At 48.1% G+C, this 18,727-nt stretch carries 18 protein-coding genes; 15 read left to right on the forward strand and 3 right to left on the reverse strand.

The features are described from left to right. Positions 1 to 82: 82 nt before the first annotated feature. Positions 83 to 2,707, reverse strand: a complete 2,625-nt coding sequence (locus FD963_RS02165) for an Rne/Rng family ribonuclease (RefSeq protein WP_215362746.1) — start codon at positions 2,705 to 2,707, stop codon at positions 83 to 85. A 464-nt stretch (positions 2,708 to 3,171) separates the two neighbouring features. On the opposite strand from FD963_RS02165, the gene FD963_RS02170 reads away from it, so the two are divergent. The 3 genes from FD963_RS02170 to sppA are packed head-to-tail and all read left to right on the forward strand — an operon-like array spanning position 3,172 to position 5,848. After that, complete coding sequence (locus tag FD963_RS02170; protein ID WP_215362747.1) at positions 3,172 to 4,188, forward strand: RluA family pseudouridine synthase; 1,017 nt, start codon at positions 3,172 to 3,174, stop codon at positions 4,186 to 4,188. An 8-nt stretch (positions 4,189 to 4,196) separates the two neighbouring features. After that, positions 4,197 to 4,871 carry an HAD-IA family hydrolase gene (locus FD963_RS02175; RefSeq protein WP_215362748.1) on the forward strand — a complete coding sequence of 225 codons (675 nt, stop codon included), beginning with the start codon at positions 4,197 to 4,199 and terminating at the stop codon, positions 4,869 to 4,871. A gap of 29 nt (positions 4,872 to 4,900) precedes the next feature. Next, complete coding sequence (sppA, locus tag FD963_RS02180; RefSeq protein ID WP_215362749.1) at positions 4,901 to 5,848, forward strand: signal peptide peptidase SppA; 948 nt, start codon at positions 4,901 to 4,903, stop codon at positions 5,846 to 5,848. Between the two features lie 18 nt (positions 5,849 to 5,866). Here sppA and FD963_RS02185 read toward each other — a convergent pair whose 3' ends face one another. Both FD963_RS02185 and FD963_RS02190 read right to left on the reverse strand, forming a co-directional pair. Then, on the reverse strand, positions 5,867 to 6,637 hold the full coding sequence (locus FD963_RS02185; protein WP_215362750.1) for an SAM-dependent methyltransferase: 771 nt from the start codon (positions 6,635 to 6,637) through the stop codon (positions 5,867 to 5,869). Between the two features lie 28 nt (positions 6,638 to 6,665). Next, the gene (locus FD963_RS02190; RefSeq protein WP_215362751.1) at positions 6,666 to 7,274 is read right to left on the reverse strand and encodes a Maf family nucleotide pyrophosphatase; all 609 of its coding nucleotides are present in this window, start codon (positions 7,272 to 7,274) and stop codon (positions 6,666 to 6,668) included. Between the two features lie 43 nt (positions 7,275 to 7,317). On the opposite strand from FD963_RS02190, the gene FD963_RS02195 reads away from it, so the two are divergent. The 12 genes from FD963_RS02195 (at position 7,318) to rnc (ending at position 18,690) form a co-directional block, all read left to right on the forward strand. Beyond that, positions 7,318 to 7,893, forward strand: coding sequence for a DUF177 domain-containing protein (locus tag FD963_RS02195; protein WP_215362752.1), 576 nt, complete (start codon positions 7,318 to 7,320; stop codon positions 7,891 to 7,893). Positions 7,894 to 7,998: 105 nt separating this feature from the next. Continuing rightward, positions 7,999 to 8,178 carry a 50S ribosomal protein L32 gene (gene rpmF / locus FD963_RS02200; RefSeq protein ID WP_011902241.1) on the forward strand — a complete coding sequence of 60 codons (180 nt, stop codon included), beginning with the start codon at positions 7,999 to 8,001 and terminating at the stop codon, positions 8,176 to 8,178. Between the two features lie 83 nt (positions 8,179 to 8,261). Beyond that, entirely contained in the window at positions 8,262 to 9,275 is a 1,014-nt protein-coding gene (gene plsX / locus FD963_RS02205; RefSeq protein WP_215362753.1) for a phosphate acyltransferase PlsX, read from the forward strand. Beyond that, positions 9,272 to 10,258, forward strand: a complete 987-nt coding sequence (locus FD963_RS02210; RefSeq protein ID WP_215362754.1) for a beta-ketoacyl-ACP synthase III — start codon at positions 9,272 to 9,274, stop codon at positions 10,256 to 10,258. The genes plsX and FD963_RS02210 overlap by 4 nt, the downstream gene beginning before the upstream one ends. A gap of 59 nt (positions 10,259 to 10,317) precedes the next feature. After that, the gene (fabD, locus tag FD963_RS02215) at positions 10,318 to 11,253 is read left to right on the forward strand and encodes an ACP S-malonyltransferase (protein WP_215362755.1); all 936 of its coding nucleotides are present in this window, start codon (positions 10,318 to 10,320) and stop codon (positions 11,251 to 11,253) included. 40 nt (positions 11,254 to 11,293) lie between these two features. Beyond that, a complete protein-coding gene (gene fabG / locus FD963_RS02220) occupies positions 11,294 to 12,037 on the forward strand; it encodes a 3-oxoacyl-ACP reductase FabG (protein WP_215362756.1) in 744 nt (247 codons plus the stop codon). Positions 12,038 to 12,137: 100 nt separating this feature from the next. Further along, a complete protein-coding gene (gene acpP / locus FD963_RS02225) occupies positions 12,138 to 12,377 on the forward strand; it encodes an acyl carrier protein (RefSeq protein ID WP_011902246.1) in 240 nt (79 codons plus the stop codon). A 21-nt stretch (positions 12,378 to 12,398) separates the two neighbouring features. Continuing rightward, positions 12,399 to 13,646, forward strand: a complete 1,248-nt coding sequence (gene fabF, locus FD963_RS02230) for a beta-ketoacyl-ACP synthase II (RefSeq protein WP_215362757.1) — start codon at positions 12,399 to 12,401, stop codon at positions 13,644 to 13,646. A 50-nt stretch (positions 13,647 to 13,696) separates the two neighbouring features. Further along, the gene (locus FD963_RS02235) at positions 13,697 to 15,145 is read left to right on the forward strand and encodes a DegQ family serine endoprotease (protein ID WP_215362758.1); all 1,449 of its coding nucleotides are present in this window, start codon (positions 13,697 to 13,699) and stop codon (positions 15,143 to 15,145) included. Between the two features lie 136 nt (positions 15,146 to 15,281). Next, on the forward strand, positions 15,282 to 17,087 hold the full coding sequence (lepA, locus tag FD963_RS02240) for a translation elongation factor 4 (RefSeq protein WP_215362759.1): 1,806 nt from the start codon (positions 15,282 to 15,284) through the stop codon (positions 17,085 to 17,087). Then, entirely contained in the window at positions 17,087 to 17,893 is an 807-nt protein-coding gene (gene lepB / locus FD963_RS02245) for a signal peptidase I (RefSeq protein WP_215362760.1), read from the forward strand. Before lepA ends, lepB begins: the two co-directional genes overlap by 1 nt. Before the next feature lie 5 nt (positions 17,894 to 17,898). Then, the gene (rnc, locus tag FD963_RS02250) at positions 17,899 to 18,690 is read left to right on the forward strand and encodes a ribonuclease III (protein ID WP_215362761.1); all 792 of its coding nucleotides are present in this window, start codon (positions 17,899 to 17,901) and stop codon (positions 18,688 to 18,690) included. Positions 18,691 to 18,727 lie beyond the last annotated feature (37 nt).

An 18,727-nucleotide genomic window follows, 5' to 3' on the forward strand; every position in this document is an offset into this window, starting at 1 on the left:
TGGCTGTGAAACGGGGTTTCTGCCAAACCGCCAAATATCCTTTTGAGATAAATGGCGGTCTGGAGAAAAGCTTTAATAAGCGTTAAACCGTTTTTTCTTGGCCGCCGGTTTCTACTAAAACCATTGGACCATCAGGAAGGCTCGCAGCCGGTTTAGGCGCTCTGCCCAAGTTATGGGCAACAGGCTCTGCCTGAATCTGGCTTTGGGCATCAGCATGCTTTGAAGAGTCGGTAGCGACCCAGATCATGCCAGCTGATTGCACAACGCTATGCAGCGGAGTTTCTTCAAGCGGCTGGAAGGCAACTTTAGGAAGTTCTGGTGCAGGTTTGGTGATTACTTCTAACGTAGCAGCCGCAACAGCAACTGGTGCTGGGGTGGATGCTGGAGCAGAATTTTGTGCAGGACGATTGGATTGACGTGGAGCACGTGGTGCGCGCTCTTGTCTTTCTTGTTTCTCTGCTACAGGTTTAGCGTTGCCAAAGCTGTTCGCAATGTTCTGCATTGGCATGCTTGCAGATGCACCAGCCATTCCTACTGGAGGGCCTGCAAATGGACTTGCGGACACAGCGGTTACTGGTGCGCCGGCAACTTCATTGCCGCCTTCTGTGCGCTCACCACGTTGACCACGACCACGACCGCGACGGTTGCGACCACGACCACGACGCTCTTCACCATCGGCACCAGGAGTAGCTTCACTACCAGGAGCGGCTTCAGTTGCAGGAGTTACTGCTGCTGGATTGGCTTGATTGCGGTTTGCATCTTGGCGCTCTGGCTTCGGACTATTTTGGTTGCCTTGGTTACGATTGCCGTTACGGTTGTTGCGGTTACGGTTGTTGCTAGTACCTTCTACTGGAGTACCTTCGGTTGCGGCAACTGCTGGGCGCTCAGTACGCTCGCCACGACGGTTGCGACCGCGATTGCGATCGTTGCCATTACGGCCTTGATTGCGGCCACGTGGGTTGCTTGCTGCAGGCTTCTCTTCAACTGCTGGAGCTGAGGAGAAAAGCTTTTTAATAAATCCAAAGAAGCCGCCAGAACTTTCTGTCGCCACTTTTTCAGTGCGTACAGGACGTGGCTGGCTTACTGGTGCAGGTTGCGTTGGAGTGATGCCTTTAACGGCTGCTTCCGGACGTACTTTTACATCCGCATCTTTTTTGCTAACGGTCGTGTCTGTCTCGAGTTCGCGAGCAGCTTCTTCCGCCATCACATAGCTAGCCTTTTGGTCGTCAAGACGTGGGTCGTCATGACGCAAACGCTCTAGTTTGTAATGCGGAGTTTCTAAATGCTTGTTAGGAACCATCAAGACGTTCACTTTGAAGCGAGTCTCGATCTTGATGACTTCAGCACGTTTTTCATTCAGGAGGAACGCAGCTACTTCGACTGGTACCTGTGTATGAATTGCTGCCGTGTTTTCCTTCATCGCTTCTTCTTGGATGATGCGCAGAACTTGTAATGCAGAAGATTCGGTATCGCGAATGTGGCCAGTGCCGTTACAACGTGGGCAGGTTACATGGCTGCCTTCAGACAGTGCAGGGCGCAAACGCTGACGTGACATTTCCATCAAGCCAAACTTGGAGATCTTGCCCATCTGAACACGAGCACGGTCATGACGCAAAGCATCGCGTAAGCGGTTCTCAACATCTTTCTGGGCCTTGCTCGATTCCATATCAATGAAGTCGATCACGATTAAGCCACCCAAGTCACGTAAACGTGCTTGACGGGCGATTTCATCAGCAGCTTCTAAGTTGGTACGAGTTGCAGTCTCTTCGATATCAGAGCCACGGGTTGCACGTGCTGAGTTGACGTCGACTGAAACCAAAGCTTCAGTATGGTCGATCACGATTGCGCCGCCAGATGGCAATGGCACAGTGCGTGAGTAGGCAGTTTCAATTTGATGCTCAATTTGGAAGCGAGAGAACAAAGGCACATCGTCTTGATAACGCTTAACTCTTGGCAAATTGTCAGGCATTACTACAGACATAAATGCTGCAGCTTGTTCGTAGATGTCATCGGTATCAATGAGGATCTCACCAATATCAGGCTGGAAGTAATCGCGTATCGCGCGAATCACTAAGCTAGATTCGAGATAGATCAGTAATGGAGCGGAGTTGCCTTTAGCAGCTTCATCAATCGCTTTCCACAATTGCATGAGGTAACTTAAGTCCCATTGCAATTCGGTGGCGTCGCGCCCAATACCGGCGGTACGAGCAATGATGCTCATGCCATCTGCCACTTCTAATTGAGCCATCGCTTCGCGGAGTTCTTGACGGTCTTCACCTTCAATACGGCGGGAAACGCCACCTCCACGTGGGTTATTCGGCATGAGAACCAAATAACGACCTGCCAAGGAGATAAAGGATGTGAGGGCTGCACCTTTTTGGCCGCGCTCCTCTTTTTCTACTTGAACAATGATTTCTTGACCTTCGCGTAAGGCATCCTTAATGGAAGCGTTGCGGACGTCGGTACCTTCTTTAAAGTAACTGCGAGCTACTTCCTTGAATGGCAAGAAGCCATGGCGCTCTTCGCCGTAATTGACAAAGCAGGCCTCAAGGGAAGGTTCAATACGGGTAATGACACCTTTGTAGATATTGCCTTTGCGTTGTTCACGACCGGCAGCTTCGATATCGATATCAATAAGTTTTTGACCATCAACGATGGCAACTCGCAACTCTTCTTGTTGAGTTGCATTAAACAACATGCGTTTCATAACACTCTCCTATGGGGGAGGGCGTCGCTGCGCGCTGCGTTAGGGGACAAGTTAAATACCGCTTGGGACTAAGCCCAAGGTGGTTTAAGAGTGTGGATCATGCAAATCTAAGCATTTTTTGCCTAGTTCACCAGCTTAACTGTTGGTTAATTTGGTGCCACACTTGACGATCGCCGCAGAGACCTCCTTTAGGTCATCAATGCAGGCGCGCGCCTGAAAACTGTCTTCTAATCGCGGGTCGCGGCATACGGCACACCAACCCTGCGCCTCATTACAACGGGGGAGGGGCAACCCCGGGAGTCTTTTAAAGGGCGACTCCAAGCTCCACGATTCAAACCTGACTTCAGGCTGGTCTCGGGCCAATAAATTGGCTAGAGCGTTGATTATACGGCACAAGTTGCGTGACAATGGGGTATTGTTGAGTCCCTTGTCATCCCCTGGTGGGGTCACAAGAGAGATAAATCATGAAATCCGAACCCATTTCCAAGCCTTTAAAGGTAAAAACGTCCACTACTTCAGCCCCTGCTGCAGTGCACCTTCAGACCATTGGTCCCGAAGAAGCCGGTCAACGCCTAGATAACTATCTATTGCGCTGGGCCAAGGGGGTTCCCAAAAGCCATGTTTATCGAATTATTCGATCTGGCGAGGTCCGGGTCAATAAAAAGCGGGCTGAGCCAACAACTCGTCTGATTGAGGGGGATGTGGTGCGATTGCCCCCAGTTCGAATTGCTGAGCCTGCCCAAATGGCTGCAGTCAATAGCGCCCAAACCAAATCTCGGGCGCATGGCTACTCAGACAAAATGCCGATTCTTTTTGAGGATGAAGCACTCTTAATAGTAAATAAGCCGGCGGGCTTAGCCGTCCATGGTGGCTCAGGTATCGCCCTTGGTGTCATTGAGACCCTGCGTATTACCCGTCCAGAACTTAAGTTTCTGGAATTAGTGCATCGCCTAGACCGAGATACCTCAGGCGTTTTACTCTTGGCTAAAAAGCGGAGCGCTTTGGTGGAGCTGCATCGTCAAATTCGTGAGGGTCAAACTGATAAGCGCTATTACTTGCTTGCACATGGTGAAATCGTGCAGGGCGCTCAAACCATGCAGCTCAAATATCCGCTGCATAAATATCTTCTGCCCAATGGCGAGCGCCGTGTTCGGGTTGATCCAGATGGAATACCAAGTCACACCTCTTTAAGGGTGACTAAAGCGCTAAAGAGCGAGGGTGCCTCAATCACTCTTGCTGAGGCGCAACTCAAGACGGGACGCACTCATCAGATTCGGGTGCATTTGCAAAAATTGGGCCATGCAATTTTGGGCGATGATAAATATGGCTTTGAAGATTTGGATAAGATAGTTAAATCCAAACGCTTATATTTACACGCTCATCTGGCTGGTTTTACTCATCCGCGTACTGGTGAAAAGATGCGGATTGAGTCGCCATTGCCCCCAGAATTTGCGGCCATGATGAAAACCTTTGAGCAGTAAATATCAGAATGTCCCAAGCAAATAAATCGAATCGTCCCTATGACCTGATTGTGTGGGATTGGGATGGAACCATCATGGATTCGACGCCAACCATCGTGCATTGCATTCAGCAAGCCTGTCGCGATTTAGGCTTTAAAGCGCCTGACGACACATTAGCGAGTTCAGTCATTGGTTTGGGAATTCAGGATTCATTGCGCAGAGCAGTGCCTTGGATAGAGCCGGCCCATTTCCCAAAGCTGACTGAGCGTTTTCGTTATCACTACTTAGCCAAAGATCATGAGCTCGATTTGTTTGTTGGCATTCGAGAGCTCTTAGAAGAGTTGCATGCTAAACAGTATTTACTAGCTGTTGCCACTGGAAAGTCACGCGTCGGATTGGATCGCTCGCTTGGGCATCATCAGATCGGCCATCTCTTTCATGAGACCCGTACAGCTGACGAATCTTTTTCTAAGCCTCATCCAGGAATGTTGTTGGAACTATCGGATGTCACCCAGGTGCCGACCCGTCGCATGCTGATGATTGGCGACACTACCCATGACTTAGATATGGCGGCGAATGCAGGAGTCGATGCAGTAGCAGTGACTTACGGTGCCCATCCCCCGAGCACTCTGAAGGAGTCACCTTCATTGGCGCATGTTGATGATGTCACTCAGCTATCTCAATGGCTTAAAAATAATTTGTAATCTGATTGGTAACACTAAGGAATTTATAGATGGAAAACAATCCAAACCCGAATTGGGAGCGCCAAGCTCTTGAGCATCTCTTGTTGGAGAATTTGAAGGAGACTCGTAAAGCACGTCGTTGGAAAGCGGTACTGCGAGTGCTCACCTTGCTAGTCATTATTGGCGCACTGCTTTCGATATTTGACTTTCATCTTCCAGGCAAGGGCATGGGGGTAGAAAAGCACACTGCGTTGGTAACACTTGAAGGAGAAATTTCTTCCAGCTCGATGGCTAATGCGATGGATATCAATTCATCTTTACTATCTGCATTCGAGAATGAACATAGTGCTGGGGTTGTGTTGCGCATTAATAGTCCTGGAGGTTCGCCAGTTCAAGCCGGCATGATCAATGATGAGATCCACCGCTTGCGCAAGCTCTATCCCAAAAAACCGTTTTATGTCGTAGTCGAAGACATTTGCGCATCTGGTGGTTACTACGTGGCAGTCGCTGCGGATCAAATCTTGGTTGATAAAGCCAGCTTAGTGGGATCCATTGGCGTGATCATGGAAGGCTTTGGTTTTACAGGCCTCATGGATAAGTTGGGCGTTACTCGTCGCATGATTACTTCAGGCTCTAATAAAGGCATGATGGATCCGTTTAGCAAAGAGAATCCAAAGCAAATTGAAATGGTTAAGACCATGATTGATGAGATTCACCAGCAATTTATTGCAGTGGTGAAAGAGGGTCGTGGCGATCGCTTAAAAGACGTGCCAGATTTATTTTCTGGCCGCATCTGGAATGGCGAGCAAGCGGTCAAGATTGGATTGGTTGATGGGTATGGTACGGTTGATACGGTTGCGCGCGACATCTTTAAGGCGCCCGATATTCTGGACTACACCATGAAGGAGAATTTCGCTGAGCGTGTTGCTAAACGCTTTGGCGCTGAGGCTGGGGCTGCTGCTGGTAAAGCTCTAGTGAAGACATCAGATTTAAAGTAAAAATAAAGTATTCAAGATTTAGGCCAATAGTAGAAATACTGTTGGCCTATTTTGTAATGAAGAGCATGCAGCTTCATTCGGGTAGCGTTTGCGCCAATCCGCAATTGAAAGGGTGGCAATCATTTCTGATGGCAGGCTAAGGTCCACTCCGAGGCATAACAAGCTTTGCGGTGCCAACGAATGGATACAAGCCATGAGCATGGCAGTATTTCGATACGGTGTCTCAATCCAAATTTGAGTTTGTTGTAATTTACGAGACTCAAGCTCGAGTTGTTTAAGTTTGGCAGCGCGCTCATGGGTGTCATGGGGCAAGTACCCCTGAAATGCAAAGCGTTGACCATTAAGTCCACTTGCCATGAGGCCCAACAAGATAGAGCTTGGTCCAACTAGTGGTTTGACTCTGGCGCCAAGCTTGTGGGCCGCTAGCACTAACTCTGCGCCAGGGTCTGCAACGCCGGGGACCCCTGCTTCAGACATCAAGCCCATATCATTTCCGGCAAGCAAAGGTTTGAGTAAATCGGCGGGTTTCACCGCATCACCATACTTTGCGTTACGCGCAGCACCACGCCATTCACTCATTTGCATTTCTTGAACCGTGCACGCTAATGGAGAAATAGAATCGACCGCTTTTAATAATGCGCGGGCTGTCTTGGCATCTTCAACAATCCAGTGCTTTAGCTTGGCTGTTTGCGTAATCGTTTCGGATGGAAGTACCCAAGGCAATTGCTCAGTGCGACCATCATCACCCAAGGTATTGGGAGCTAAATACAGGGTGCCGAGTTTGCTCATGAATTGTTTTTTCTAATGAATCTAGTGATTAATTTTTGTTTGATATTTTTGATGGAATTGCAAAGCCAGCATCGCGTAGCATGCCGGTTAATGCGATTAGCGGCAAGCCAATTAAAGCGGTTGGGTCATCACTCTTTATGGACTCTAGCAGGCTAATACCAAGGCCTTCAGACTTAGCGCTGCCAGCGCAGTCATAAGGTTCTTCGGCATATAGGTAGGCCTCCAAAGTGCTGTCTGGAAGTTTGCGAAAGGTGACTTCAGTAGGAACGCATAAAGTAGTTTGGATATCGCCCTTCATCAAACACAGCGCTGTTTGAAAAGTCACTACTTGACCGCGCATGAGTTGTAACTGTGCCAATGCTCTTTCAAAATTACCGGGCTTACCAATCGCTGCACCACACAGATCGGCAACTTGATCAGAGCCAATGACCCACGCATCAGGATTCCCTTTGGCAACTGCTGCTGCTTTAGCTTGAGCAAGTCGAAGTGCTAAATCGAGTGTGCTTTCTCCGGCGAGTGGTGTCTCATCTACATTTGGTGAAATGACTTCAAAAGGAATGCGTAGACGCTCTAAAAGCTCACGGCGATATTTGGATGTAGACGCTAAGATGAGGGGTGGGTTTTGGAAACTACTCATTCTGTTTTGTGCTTTCTGGTGCGGCTTCATTTAGACTGATGCCATGAATCGTAATCAAGTTTTACCTCAAGTCGAGCTATCTGCCGAGCCAAGCGCCTTAAAGAGGGTAGATTTTTGTGCCCCTCAATCTTATAAAGGCGCTGGTTTTTTAAGTATGTCAGATATGCCAAGATTGGCTGAGGAGGCTTCAACCGTCAATCCAGCCGATGGCTTCAATTGGTTAGTAGAGACCTATTTTGAAGATTCCCCGGGTAGTGAGCCTCATCAAATCCTTGAATTAGGCCTAAAAGGGCGTCTGCACCTGGTCTGTCAGCGCTGTTTACAAGATTGCGCGGTGGATTTAGACGAAAAACGTCGATTTATTCTGGTTTTGACGGATTCTGAGGCTGATGAGTACCCCGTTGAGGATGAAGAGCAAGAGCCTCTGGTCGTAAATCAGCATTTCAACCTTCTGGAAACCATTGAGGATGAGGTTTTGCTGTCTTTGCCTCTAATTCCAAAGCATCCCGATGGGTTTTGTGAGCCCCATGCTTCTACCTTTGGCGATGAGGGTAAAGAAGAGGTCTCAAATAAGCGGGAAAACCCCTTTAACGTATTGAAAAATATGAAGAAAAACTGAAATTAGGGGTCTGATTTCGGTTGTTGTTTTATGTATCTTTTGTCAAAAAATCAAGCATTTAGGCGCATTTCCATGCTAGAATATCGCCTTGCTTAGGAGTTCAATATGGCCGTTCAACAAAACAAAAAATCACCTTCCAAACGTGGCATGCATCGTGCGCACGACTTCTTGACCGCACCTGCTACGGCTGTTGAAGCCACAACTGGTGAGGCTCATTTGCGCCACCACATTTCACCTAACGGCTACTATCGTGGTCGTAAAGTTGTTAAAACTAAAAACGACTAATTTTTTAGTCTAAACAGATAGAAGCGGCTCCAGTAAAAGCCGCTTTTTTCTTGGATAAATCACTTGCAGCAATCAATCAGCTTATGAGCGTTACTCTCGCTATTGATGCCATGGGCGGAGATCATGGAGTCGTCGTGACGGTTCCGGCTGCCTGCGATTTTTTAGAAAAACACGCTGATGTGAAGATTGCCCTCGTTGGTGATCCCGATTTAATCAAGCAAGTCTTGAGTAAATCTCCCAAAGCTCCTATGGAGCGAATTCAAATTATTTCCGCTAGTGAAGTTGTCTTGATGGATGATCCCATTGAGATCGCTCTGCGTCGCAAAAAAGATTCCTCTATGCGCGTTGCCATCATGCAAGTGAAGGAGGGTGTCGCTGATGCAGTGATCTCTTCTGGTAATACTGGCGCACTCATGGCGATCTCTCGCTACATTCTTAAAACGCTTGATGGTGTTGATCGTCCTGCGATAGCTACCGCCATCCCCAATGAATTAGGGCGCGGTACAACTATGCTGGATCTTGGCGCAAATGCCGACTGCGAGCCAATGCATTTAGTGCAGTTTGCCCAGATGGCAAACGTGATGGTGCAGGTGGTTGATGGTAAACAAAACCCTTCAATTGGCCTTCTCAACATTGGTGAGGAAGTGATTAAAGGCAATGAGGTTGTTAAGCAAACCAGCGAGTTACTTCGCCAAACCTCTTTAAACTTTTATGGCAACGTAGAAGGTAATGATATTTTCAAGGGCACTACGGATATCGTGGTGTGCGATGGTTTTGTTGGCAACGTCGTTCTGAAAGCCAGTGAAGGTTTGGCAAAAATGATGAGTGGCTTGATTCGTCAAGAATTTAATCGCTCATGGCTTACGAAGTTGATGGCGATCTGTGCAATGGTGCCATTGCTAAGAGTGCGTAAGCGTGTTGATCATCGTCGTTACAACGGCGCAGTATTGTTAGGTTTACGTGGTTGTGTGATTAAAAGCCATGGTTCTGCCGATCGCTTTGCATTTGGCTTTGCCTTGGATCGCGCCTATGAAGCGGCTAAGAACCGCATGGTAGAGCGCATTGCTGCAGCCTTTGTGGTGGAGACAAAAGTATGAGTATTTTTGCAAGAGTAGCGGGCACTGGAAGCTATCTTCCTGAGTTGCGCTTAACTAACCAAGATTTAGTCGAGCGTCTTGCCAAAACTGGTTTGGAGACCAGCGATGAGTGGATTAAGACACGAAGCGGTATCTCTGCACGTCACTTTGCTGCTGAAAATGAGTTGACTAGTGATCTGGCTGTCAAGGCGGCACAAGCTGCATTGATTAGTGCTGGTATTACCTCTGAAGATTTGGACCTTATCATTTTGGCCACTTCTACCCCAGATCATTTGGGCGGTTTTCCAAGTACTGCTTGCGTAGTGCAAGACAAATTAGGTGCGCACACTGCTTGTGCGGCTTTTGATGTGCAAGCAGTCTGTGCCGGCTTTACTTATGCGCTTGCTATTGCAGATGCGTTTATTCGTTCTGGCTCATACAAAAAAGTATTGGTCATTGGCGCAGAAACATTCTCCCGTATTTTGAATTTCCAAGACCGTGGCACTTGCGTCTTGTTTGGCGATGGTGCTGGAGCTGTTGTGCTTGAGGCCTCTAAAGAAGCGGGCATTCTCTCTACCGCATTACATGCTGATGGTAGTCAGCGCGATATTTTGTGCGTTCCTGGGCGCGCTGGAAATGGCGGAGTACACGGCTCTCCATTTATGACTATGGATGGTCCAGCAGTCTTTAAGCTCGCTGTGAAGGTCTTGGAGCAAGTAGCTCACGAAGCACTCGAAAAAGCGAATCTCAAGGCCGAGCAAATCGACTGGCTAGTCCCGCATCAAGCCAATATTCGCATTATGGAAGGCACCGCTAAAAAGATGGGTATGTCCATGGATAAAGTCATCGTTACTGTGCATGAGCATGGCAATACTTCGGCTGCATCGATTCCATTGGCGTTGGATGCTGGTGTGCGGTCTGGGCAGATTCAGCGTGGACAACATCTCTTGCTAGAGGGTGTTGGCGGTGGTTTTGCTTGGGGTGCGGTTGCCATTAAATATTAAGAGCGGCACACTATTTTTATTCATTCATCTCTTTAATTTCTTTTTAGCGAATTAATCACATGACATTTGCATTTGTATTCCCTGGTCAAGGTTCTCAATCCGTTGGCATGCTCAATTCCATTTCTGAGCGCCCAGAAGTACGCGCAACATTGCAAGAGGCTTCTGAGGCATTGGGTGAAGACGTTGCAAAGCTGATTTCTGAAGGCCCTGCTGAGGCGCTGTCATTAACCACGAATACTCAGCCTGTAATGTTGACTGCGGGCGTTGCTTTTTATCGAGCCTGGTTGGCAGCGGGTGGTTCTGCACCCAAGGTAATGGCGGGACATAGTCTTGGTGAATATTCCGCTTTGGTTGCATCCGGCGTCATTTCTTTTAAAGATGCCGTACCTTTGGTGCGCTTTCGTGCTGAAGCAATGCAAAGTGCAGTACCTGTCGGTACGGGCGGCATGGCTGCTATTTTGGGTTTGGATGATGCCGCGGTGATTCAGGTTTGCGCTGAAGCAAGTGCTGCTGCTGGCGGTGTTGTTGAAGCCGTCAATTTCAATGCCCCTGGTCAAGTAGTGATTGCTGGTGCAAGTGATGCCGTTACTAAAGCATGTGAATTATTAAAGGCTGCTGGCGCTAAGCGTGCTTTGCCATTGCCAGTATCTGCACCATTTCACTCTTCTTTATTGCAACCCGCTTCTGAAAAGCTCAAAGGCTATTTAGCCAATATCGAATTTAAAGCCCCCACGATTTCTGTGATCAACAACGTTGATGTTGAAATCTTGAGTGATCCGATTGCAATTAAAGATGCCTTAGTGCGTCAAGCTGCTAAGCCTGTGCGTTGGCAAGAAACCATTCAGGCTATGGCTTCTCAAGGCATTACTCAGGTAGTGGAATGTGGCCCTGGCAAAGTGTTGGCAGGCCTTACTAAGCGTATTAATGATCAAGTGACTGGTGTGCCAGTATTTGACGAAGCTAGCTTGAATGAAGTCCTGGCAAGCTTGAAATAAAACAAGATTAAAGAAATATAGAACTGAGCGGAAAACAAATATGAATCTCGACTTAAGCGGACAAATTGCCTTGGTAACTGGCGCCTCGCGCGGCATCGGCCAAGCGATTGCGGATGAGTTAGTTAAGTGCGGCGCAAAGGTAATTGGAACAGCTACATCCGAGAGTGGAGCAAAAGCGATTAATGAGCATTTAAGAGCTGCAGGCGGCGCCGGCAAAGTGTTGAATGTGAACGCCCCAAATGCTTGCGAGGAAATTATTGATCTGATCGTCAAGGAATATGGCGGTATTAATATCTTGGTCAATAACGCTGGCATTACGCGTGACAACTTATCGATGCGCATGAAGTCTGATGAGTGGACGGATGTGATTGATACCAACTTAAGTTCAGTCTTCCGTCTTTCTCAGGCAGTGATGTGCCCAATGATGAAGGCTCGTGGTGGCCGCATTATCAATATCACCTCTATTGTTGGTCATATGGGTAATCCTGGTCAGGCAAATTACGCAGCTGCAAAAGCAGGCGTTTCTGGAATGACTCGTGCCTTAGCTCGTGAAATTGGTAGCCGTAATATCACTGTGAATTGCGTGGCCCCTGGATTTATCGATACCGATATGACCCGCGCTTTGAGCGAAGAACAGCAAAATGCCCTAAAAGTGAACATTCCTTTGGCTCGCTTGGGTAGCCCTGAGGATGTCGCCCAAGCGGTGGCCTTTTTGGCCTCCCCAGCGGCTGGTTACATTACGGGTAGCACCTTACACGTCAATGGCGGACTCTATTTAGCCTAACGGCAAAGCAGGGATTTGGTCATTTTTAGGCGAATTTGCTAATTCGGTCCGCCAAACTGATAAAATCCTTTCATCGTTTTTACAACCCCTGGGGAAATTAATGGACAACATCGAACAACGCGTTAAGAAAATCGTCGCTGAGCAATTAGGCGTCGCAGAAGGAGACATCAAGAATGAATCTTCTTTCGTGAACGACTTGGGCGCTGACTCTCTTGACACTGTTGAGCTGGTTATGGCTTTGGAAGATGAATTCGGCATCGAAATTCCTGATGAGGAAGCTGAAAAGATCACCACAGTTCAGCTCGCGATCGACTTCGCTACATCTAAAGCTCAGGGTTAATTCCCTAGCCTAGGTATTACTGTGTCAGTATCAAATGGCCGACGCCGGGTAGTAGTTACCGGCCTTGGTCTTATCTCACCTGTTGGTAATTCGGTTGATGTAGCTTGGTCTAATTTGCTCGCGGGCAAATCAGGCATTGCTACTATCACCAAGTTTGACCACACTCCGCTTAGCGTTCACTTCGCTGGAGAGGTGAAAGATTTCAATGTCGAAGAATATGTTTCTGCCAAAGAGGCGCGCCATATGGATACCTTTATCCATTACGGCATTGCTGCTGGTACGCAAGCTATTCGCGACAGTGGTTTAGAGATCACTGAACAAAACGCTGAGCGCGTAGGCGTCATGGTGGGCTCCGGTATCGGTGGTTTACCAATGATTGAAGAAACGGGTGCTGAGTTATTGGCTCGTGGCCCTCGTCGTATCTCGCCTTTCTTCGTTCCAGGCTCCATCATCAATATGATTTCTGGCCACCTTAGTATTTTGTTTGGTCTTAAAGGTCCAAACGTTGCTGCGGTGACAGCATGTACGACTGGATTGCACAGTATTGGTTTGGCTGCGCGCTTAATTCAGTACGGTGATGCTGATGTCATGGTTGCTGGCGGTGCTGAATCCACTATCTCCGCATTAGGGGTTGGTGGCTTTGCTTCTGCAAGAGCGCTTTCTACACGCAATGATGATCCTGCAACTGCATCACGCCCTTGGGATAGAGACCGCGATGGTTTTGTTCTGGGTGAGGGCGCAGGCGTAGTTGTGATTGAAGAGTATGAACACGCTAAAGCCCGCGGCGCAAAAATTTATTGCGAATTACTGGGCTTCGGTATGAGTGGTGACGCTTATCACATGACTGCCCCAAATATGGATGGTCCCCGTCGTTGTATGGTCAATGCAATGCGCGATGCTGGCCTCAACTCTGACCAGATTCAATATATCAATGCTCACGGTACTTCCACGCCGTTGGGTGATAAGAACGAAACTGGCGCTATTAAGGCCGCTCTTGGCGACCACGCTAAGAAGACTTTAATTAACTCCACCAAGTCGATGACTGGCCACCTCTTGGGCGGCGCAGGTGGCTTGGAGTCTGTTTTCACGATTTTGGCTCTTCATCACCAAAAATCGCCACCTACTATCAATATCTTCAATCAAGATCCTGAGTGTGACTTGGACTACTGCGCCAATACCGCTAGAGACGTGAAGATCGACCATGCAGTCAAAAACAATTTTGGCTTTGGGGGTACTAACGGTACCTTGATTTTTGGCAAACTGACCTAATATTCTTAATATCTTTATTGTTGGTTTTTACCAAGTAGGTCTATAGCTTTATGAAAAAGTACTTAATTGCGCTCTTGGCTATCTTTGGTCTAGGGCAAGTCGCGTTTATTCCGCCTGCGTTAGCTCAAAATCCTCGAGTGACCATTCCTGACTTTGCGGATTTGGTTGAACGCGCAAGTCCTGCGGTCGTCAATATACGTATAACTGAAAAAGTAGTGGTGCAGCAAGCGCAAGGCGGCATTCCTGGAATGCCAGAAGATCAAGCCGAATTCTTCCGCCGTTTCTTTGGTGTACCTATTCCGGGAATTCCTAATGGACCTAAGCCAGCGCAGCCTAATCCAGGTAAGCCGCAAGAAGCAGATCGTGGTGTAGGCTCTGGTTTCATTATTGAATCCAATGGGCTGATTTTGACTAACGCTCATGTTGTTGAAGGCGCCACCACTATCTATGTGACCCTGACTGATAAGCGCGAGTTCAAAGCAAAGTTACTTGGCATGGATAAGCGTACCGATGTTGCGGTTGTGAAAATTGAAGCACGTGATTTGCCGAAGCTGCCTTTAGGTGATTCATCGAGAGTGCGGGTAGGCGAGTGGGTGTTGGCGATTGGCTCTCCATTTGGCCTTGAGAACACCGTGACTGCAGGGATTGTGTCGGCCAAGAGTCGTGATACAGGTGACTACTTACCCTTTATTCAGACTGATGTTGCGGTGAATCCAGGAAACTCCGGAGGGCCACTTTTAAATACTGCTGGTCAAGTGATTGGCATCAACTCACAAATATTTAGTCGCTCTGGTGGCTATATGGGCATCTCTTTTGCAATTCCGATTGATGAGGCAATGCGTGTGGCAGATCAATTGCGTACTAATGGCAAGATGACTCGCGGCCGAATTGGCGTTGCTTTAGGCGAGATGACAAAAGAAGTAGCTGAGAGTCTCGGTTTGGGTAAGCCTCGCGGCGCGTATGTACGCAATGTCGAGCCAGGTGGACCGGCAGCAGCTGGCGGTATTGAAGCGGGTGATGTGATTCTCAGTTTCAACGGGCGCGATATTTCTAAATCAACCGACTTACCAAGAGTGGTTGGTGAAACAAAGCCAGGCACTTCGGTGCCAGTGCAAGTTTGGCGTAAAGGCGGAACCCGTGACTTAACGGTTACTGTAACTGATACCGAATCTACTCAGGCGGCCAGCAAGAAGCCAGATGCACCTGCGGCAAATGGCAATAGTGCCAATACTCTTGGGGTTGTTGTGGGCGAGCTATCCGATAGCAAAAAGAAGGATTTGAATATCAAGAGCGGGGTTGAGGTTACTGGTTTAGGGGATGGCCCTTTGGCAAAAGCGGGGATTCGACCAGGTGACATTATTATTCGAGTTGCAGATACCGATATTACGAGTGTTAAGCAATTTGAGACCCTAGCCAAGGGCTTGGACGCTAATAAGGCTGTTCCAGTCTTTATCCGCCGGGCTGACAGCACTTTAGTCGTCCCTGTAAGGCCTAAATAACCCCATTTTTGGCCTAAAAAAGGGGTTTGGCGCCTTTTAGGCGCCACCCATTACAATCACTTTAAGACGACTTTTTGCAGCGCATCATCCTGGTGCGTTCTGACAAGGCGTTTTTTGAATGACCTATTAAGACGCTATGGATTTAATCCGCAATTTTTCTATCATCGCCCATATCGATCACGGCAAATCGACGCTTGCTGATCGTATTATTCAACTCTGCGGCGGTCTCTCCGATCGCGAAATGGAAGCCCAAGTTCTTGACTCAATGGATATTGAGCGTGAGCGCGGTATTACCATTAAGGCGCAAACAGCAGCTTTAAATTACAAAGCCAAAGATGGCAAGATTTACCACATCAACCTGATTGATACCCCGGGACACGTTGACTTCTCCTATGAGGTCAGCCGCTCTTTGTCTGCCTGTGAAGGTGCGTTGTTAGTTGTAGATGCTAGTCAAGGTGTTGAGGCCCAAACGGTTGCCAACTGTTACATGGCGCTTGAGTTGGGCGTTGAGGTTGTGCCAGTACTGAATAAGATTGACTTGCCCCAAGCCGATCCTGAGCGTGCTAAAAAAGAAATTGAAGATGTCATTGGTATTGATGCTTCTGAGGCTGTGACCTGCTCAGCCAAAACAGGCTTAGGCGTTGCGGATGTCATCGAGGAAATGATTGCTCGGGTACCTCCACCAAAGGGTAATGCAGAGGATCCATTACAAGCTTTGATTATTGACTCCTGGTTTGATAACTACGTAGGCGTTGTCATGTTGGTGCGCGTTGTGAATGGCACCTTAAAACCTAAGGAAAAAATTACCTTGATGGCCAATGGTTCGAGCCATTTAGTCGAGCATGTGGGTGTGTTTAGTCCGAAGTCAGTAGATCGTCCTGAGCTATCCGCTGGTCAAGTGGGATTTGTGATTGCCGGTATTAAAGAATTAAAAGCCGCCAAGGTTGGCGACACCGTGACACACACTCCCGGGCAGCAAGGGCGCGTTCCTGCGACCGAGCCACTACCTGGTTTTAAAGAAGTGAAGCCCCAAGTTTTTGCTGGCCTATATCCAGTAGAAGCGAGTGAATACGATCAGTTGCGCGAGTCCCTTGAAAAGCTCAAGTTAAATGACGCCTCACTCTTATATGAGCCAGAGGTTTCACAGGCTCTTGGTTTTGGATTCCGTTGCGGCTTCTTGGGTTTGCTCCACATGGAGATTGTGCAAGAGCGTTTAGAGCGTCAGTACGGCATGAATCTCATCACGACCGCTCCAACGGTGGTGTATCAAGTGGAGCAATCTGACGGCACACTCATGATGGTGGATAACCCGTCGAAGATGCCTGAGGCCAGCAAGATCAATACGATTCTTGAGCCTATCGTGACCGTTAATTTATATATGCCGCAAGAGTATGTAGGAGCGATGATTACCTTGTGTGTTGGTAAGCGTGGTATTCAGATGGATATGAATTACCTAGGCCGTCAAGTCAAGCTCACTTATGAGTTGCCAATGGCTGAGATTGTTTTGGATTTCTTTGACAAAATGAAATCCATCTCACGCGGATATGCCTCAATGGATTACGAGTTCAAAGAATATCGCCCGGCAGATGTTGTTAAGGTCGACATCCTAATTAATAGTGAGCGGGTGGATGCCCTCTCTGTGATTGTTCACCGCAGCAATAGTCAACATCGCGGGCGCGAAGTGGTTTCTAAGATGCGCGGCATTATTCCTCGTCAAATGTTCGATGTGGCTATTCAGGCGGCGATTGGCAGCAATATCGTTGCGCGTGAAAACGTCAAGGCATTGCGTAAAAACGTATTGGCTAAGTGCTACGGTGGTGACATCTCCCGTAAGCGTAAGTTATTAGAGAAGCAAAAAGAAGGTAAGAAACGTATGAAGCAAGTCGGTAACGTGGAAATTCCACAAGAAGCCTTCTTGGCTATTCTGCAGGTGGAGGATTAATGAACTTTGCCCTAGTCCTTTTTATCTTGGTGATTGTTTCTGGAATCGCTTGGGTTGCTGACAAATGGCACTTTGCCCCGCAAAGACGTTTGGCGGGTATTGATCGTATGCCTTTGTGGCTTGAATACACAGCAGGTTTCTTCCCGGTAATTTGCGCAGTGTTTGTCTTGCGCTCTTTTATTGCTGAGCCTTTTAAGATTCCTTCTGGTTCAATGATCCCCACATTGCAAATCGGCGACTTCATTTTGGTCAATAAATTTACCTATGGAATTCGTTTACCGGTACTGAATCAAAAAGTTGTTGACTTGGGTTCACCCAAGCGCGGTGATGTTGTCGTTTTTCGCTACCCACGTGATGAATCGGTAGATTACATCAAGCGCATAGTGGCCTTACCAGGCGACGAAATCACTTATGAAAATAAGCGCCTGACTATTAATGGTCAACCTCTGCAATATAGTGGTGGCGAGCCGTATCTCGATCCCGAGAATATGCGCTATGCCAAACGTTTCACGGAAACTTTCCCGGCAGATTTGGGCGGCAATCGTCATGACATCCTGAATGACCCCGATCGTCCTGCTACCGTATTTCCGACTGAGCGTTTTCCGGGTTCCGAGTTCTGTCAGTACCAGCAGTCTGGCGTGACTTGCAAAGTGCCTCCAGGGCATTACTTTGCGATGGGTGATAACCGTGATAACAGTGCAGACTCACGTTACTGGGGCTTTGTGCCGGATAAAAATATTGTTGGCAAAGCCTTCTTTGTTTGGCTTAATCTAGGCAATCTTGGCCGCATTGGCGGATTCGAGTAAATATTATGAATGCGCGCGCCGTTATCGAAACTGGACCGCTGCAAGAGCGCCTCGGATACACCTTCAAAAAGGCTGAGCTACTGAATCAAGCCTTGACTCATCGCAGTCATAGCAAGAAAAATAATGAGCGACTTGAGTTTTTGGGAGACTCCATTTTGAACTGCGTAGTCGCAGAGATGCTCTATGAACGCTATTCCGATTTAGATGAGGGCGATCTTTCCCGTGTGCGTGCGAACTTAGTAAAGCAGCAGGCTTTATATGAAATCGCTCAAACTTTATCTTTATCCGATTACTTGCGCCTGGGTGAGGGTGAATTGAAGAGTGGCGGCTTTCGTCGCCCCTCTATTCTTGCCGATACCTTAGAGGCAGTGACTGGCGCGATCTTTATGGATGGTGGTTTTGAGGCTGCTAAGGCAACCTTACGTAAACTGTATTCGATTATCTTGGCACATGTTGACCCTAAAACTTTAGGCAAAGACGATAAAACGTTATTGCAAGAATGCCTACAAGGCTATCAATTGCCATTGCCAACTTATAACGTGACTGGCACTACTGGCGCTGCACACAATCAACAGTTTGAGGTGGAATGCCTAATCCCTAGCCACAAAGTGGCAGTCAAAGGTGAGGGCGCCTCACGCCGCGCTGCTGAACAAGCGGCTGCCAAGCTGGCTTTGATTGCTATGCTCAAAGCGTTGCCACAAGAATCTCGCAAACCCAAGAAAACTCGGTCGGCCAAGAAGAAGGCGGCTAAAAAAGAAGCGACCGAAGAGCAGTTCAATCTTAAGCTGAAGGGCTAATCGTGTTTAGATGCGGCACCATCGCCATTGTTGGGCG

This window comes from Polynucleobacter sp. JS-JIR-II-50 (assembly GCF_018687895.1).
Taxonomy (GTDB): domain Bacteria; phylum Pseudomonadota; class Gammaproteobacteria; order Burkholderiales; family Burkholderiaceae; genus Polynucleobacter.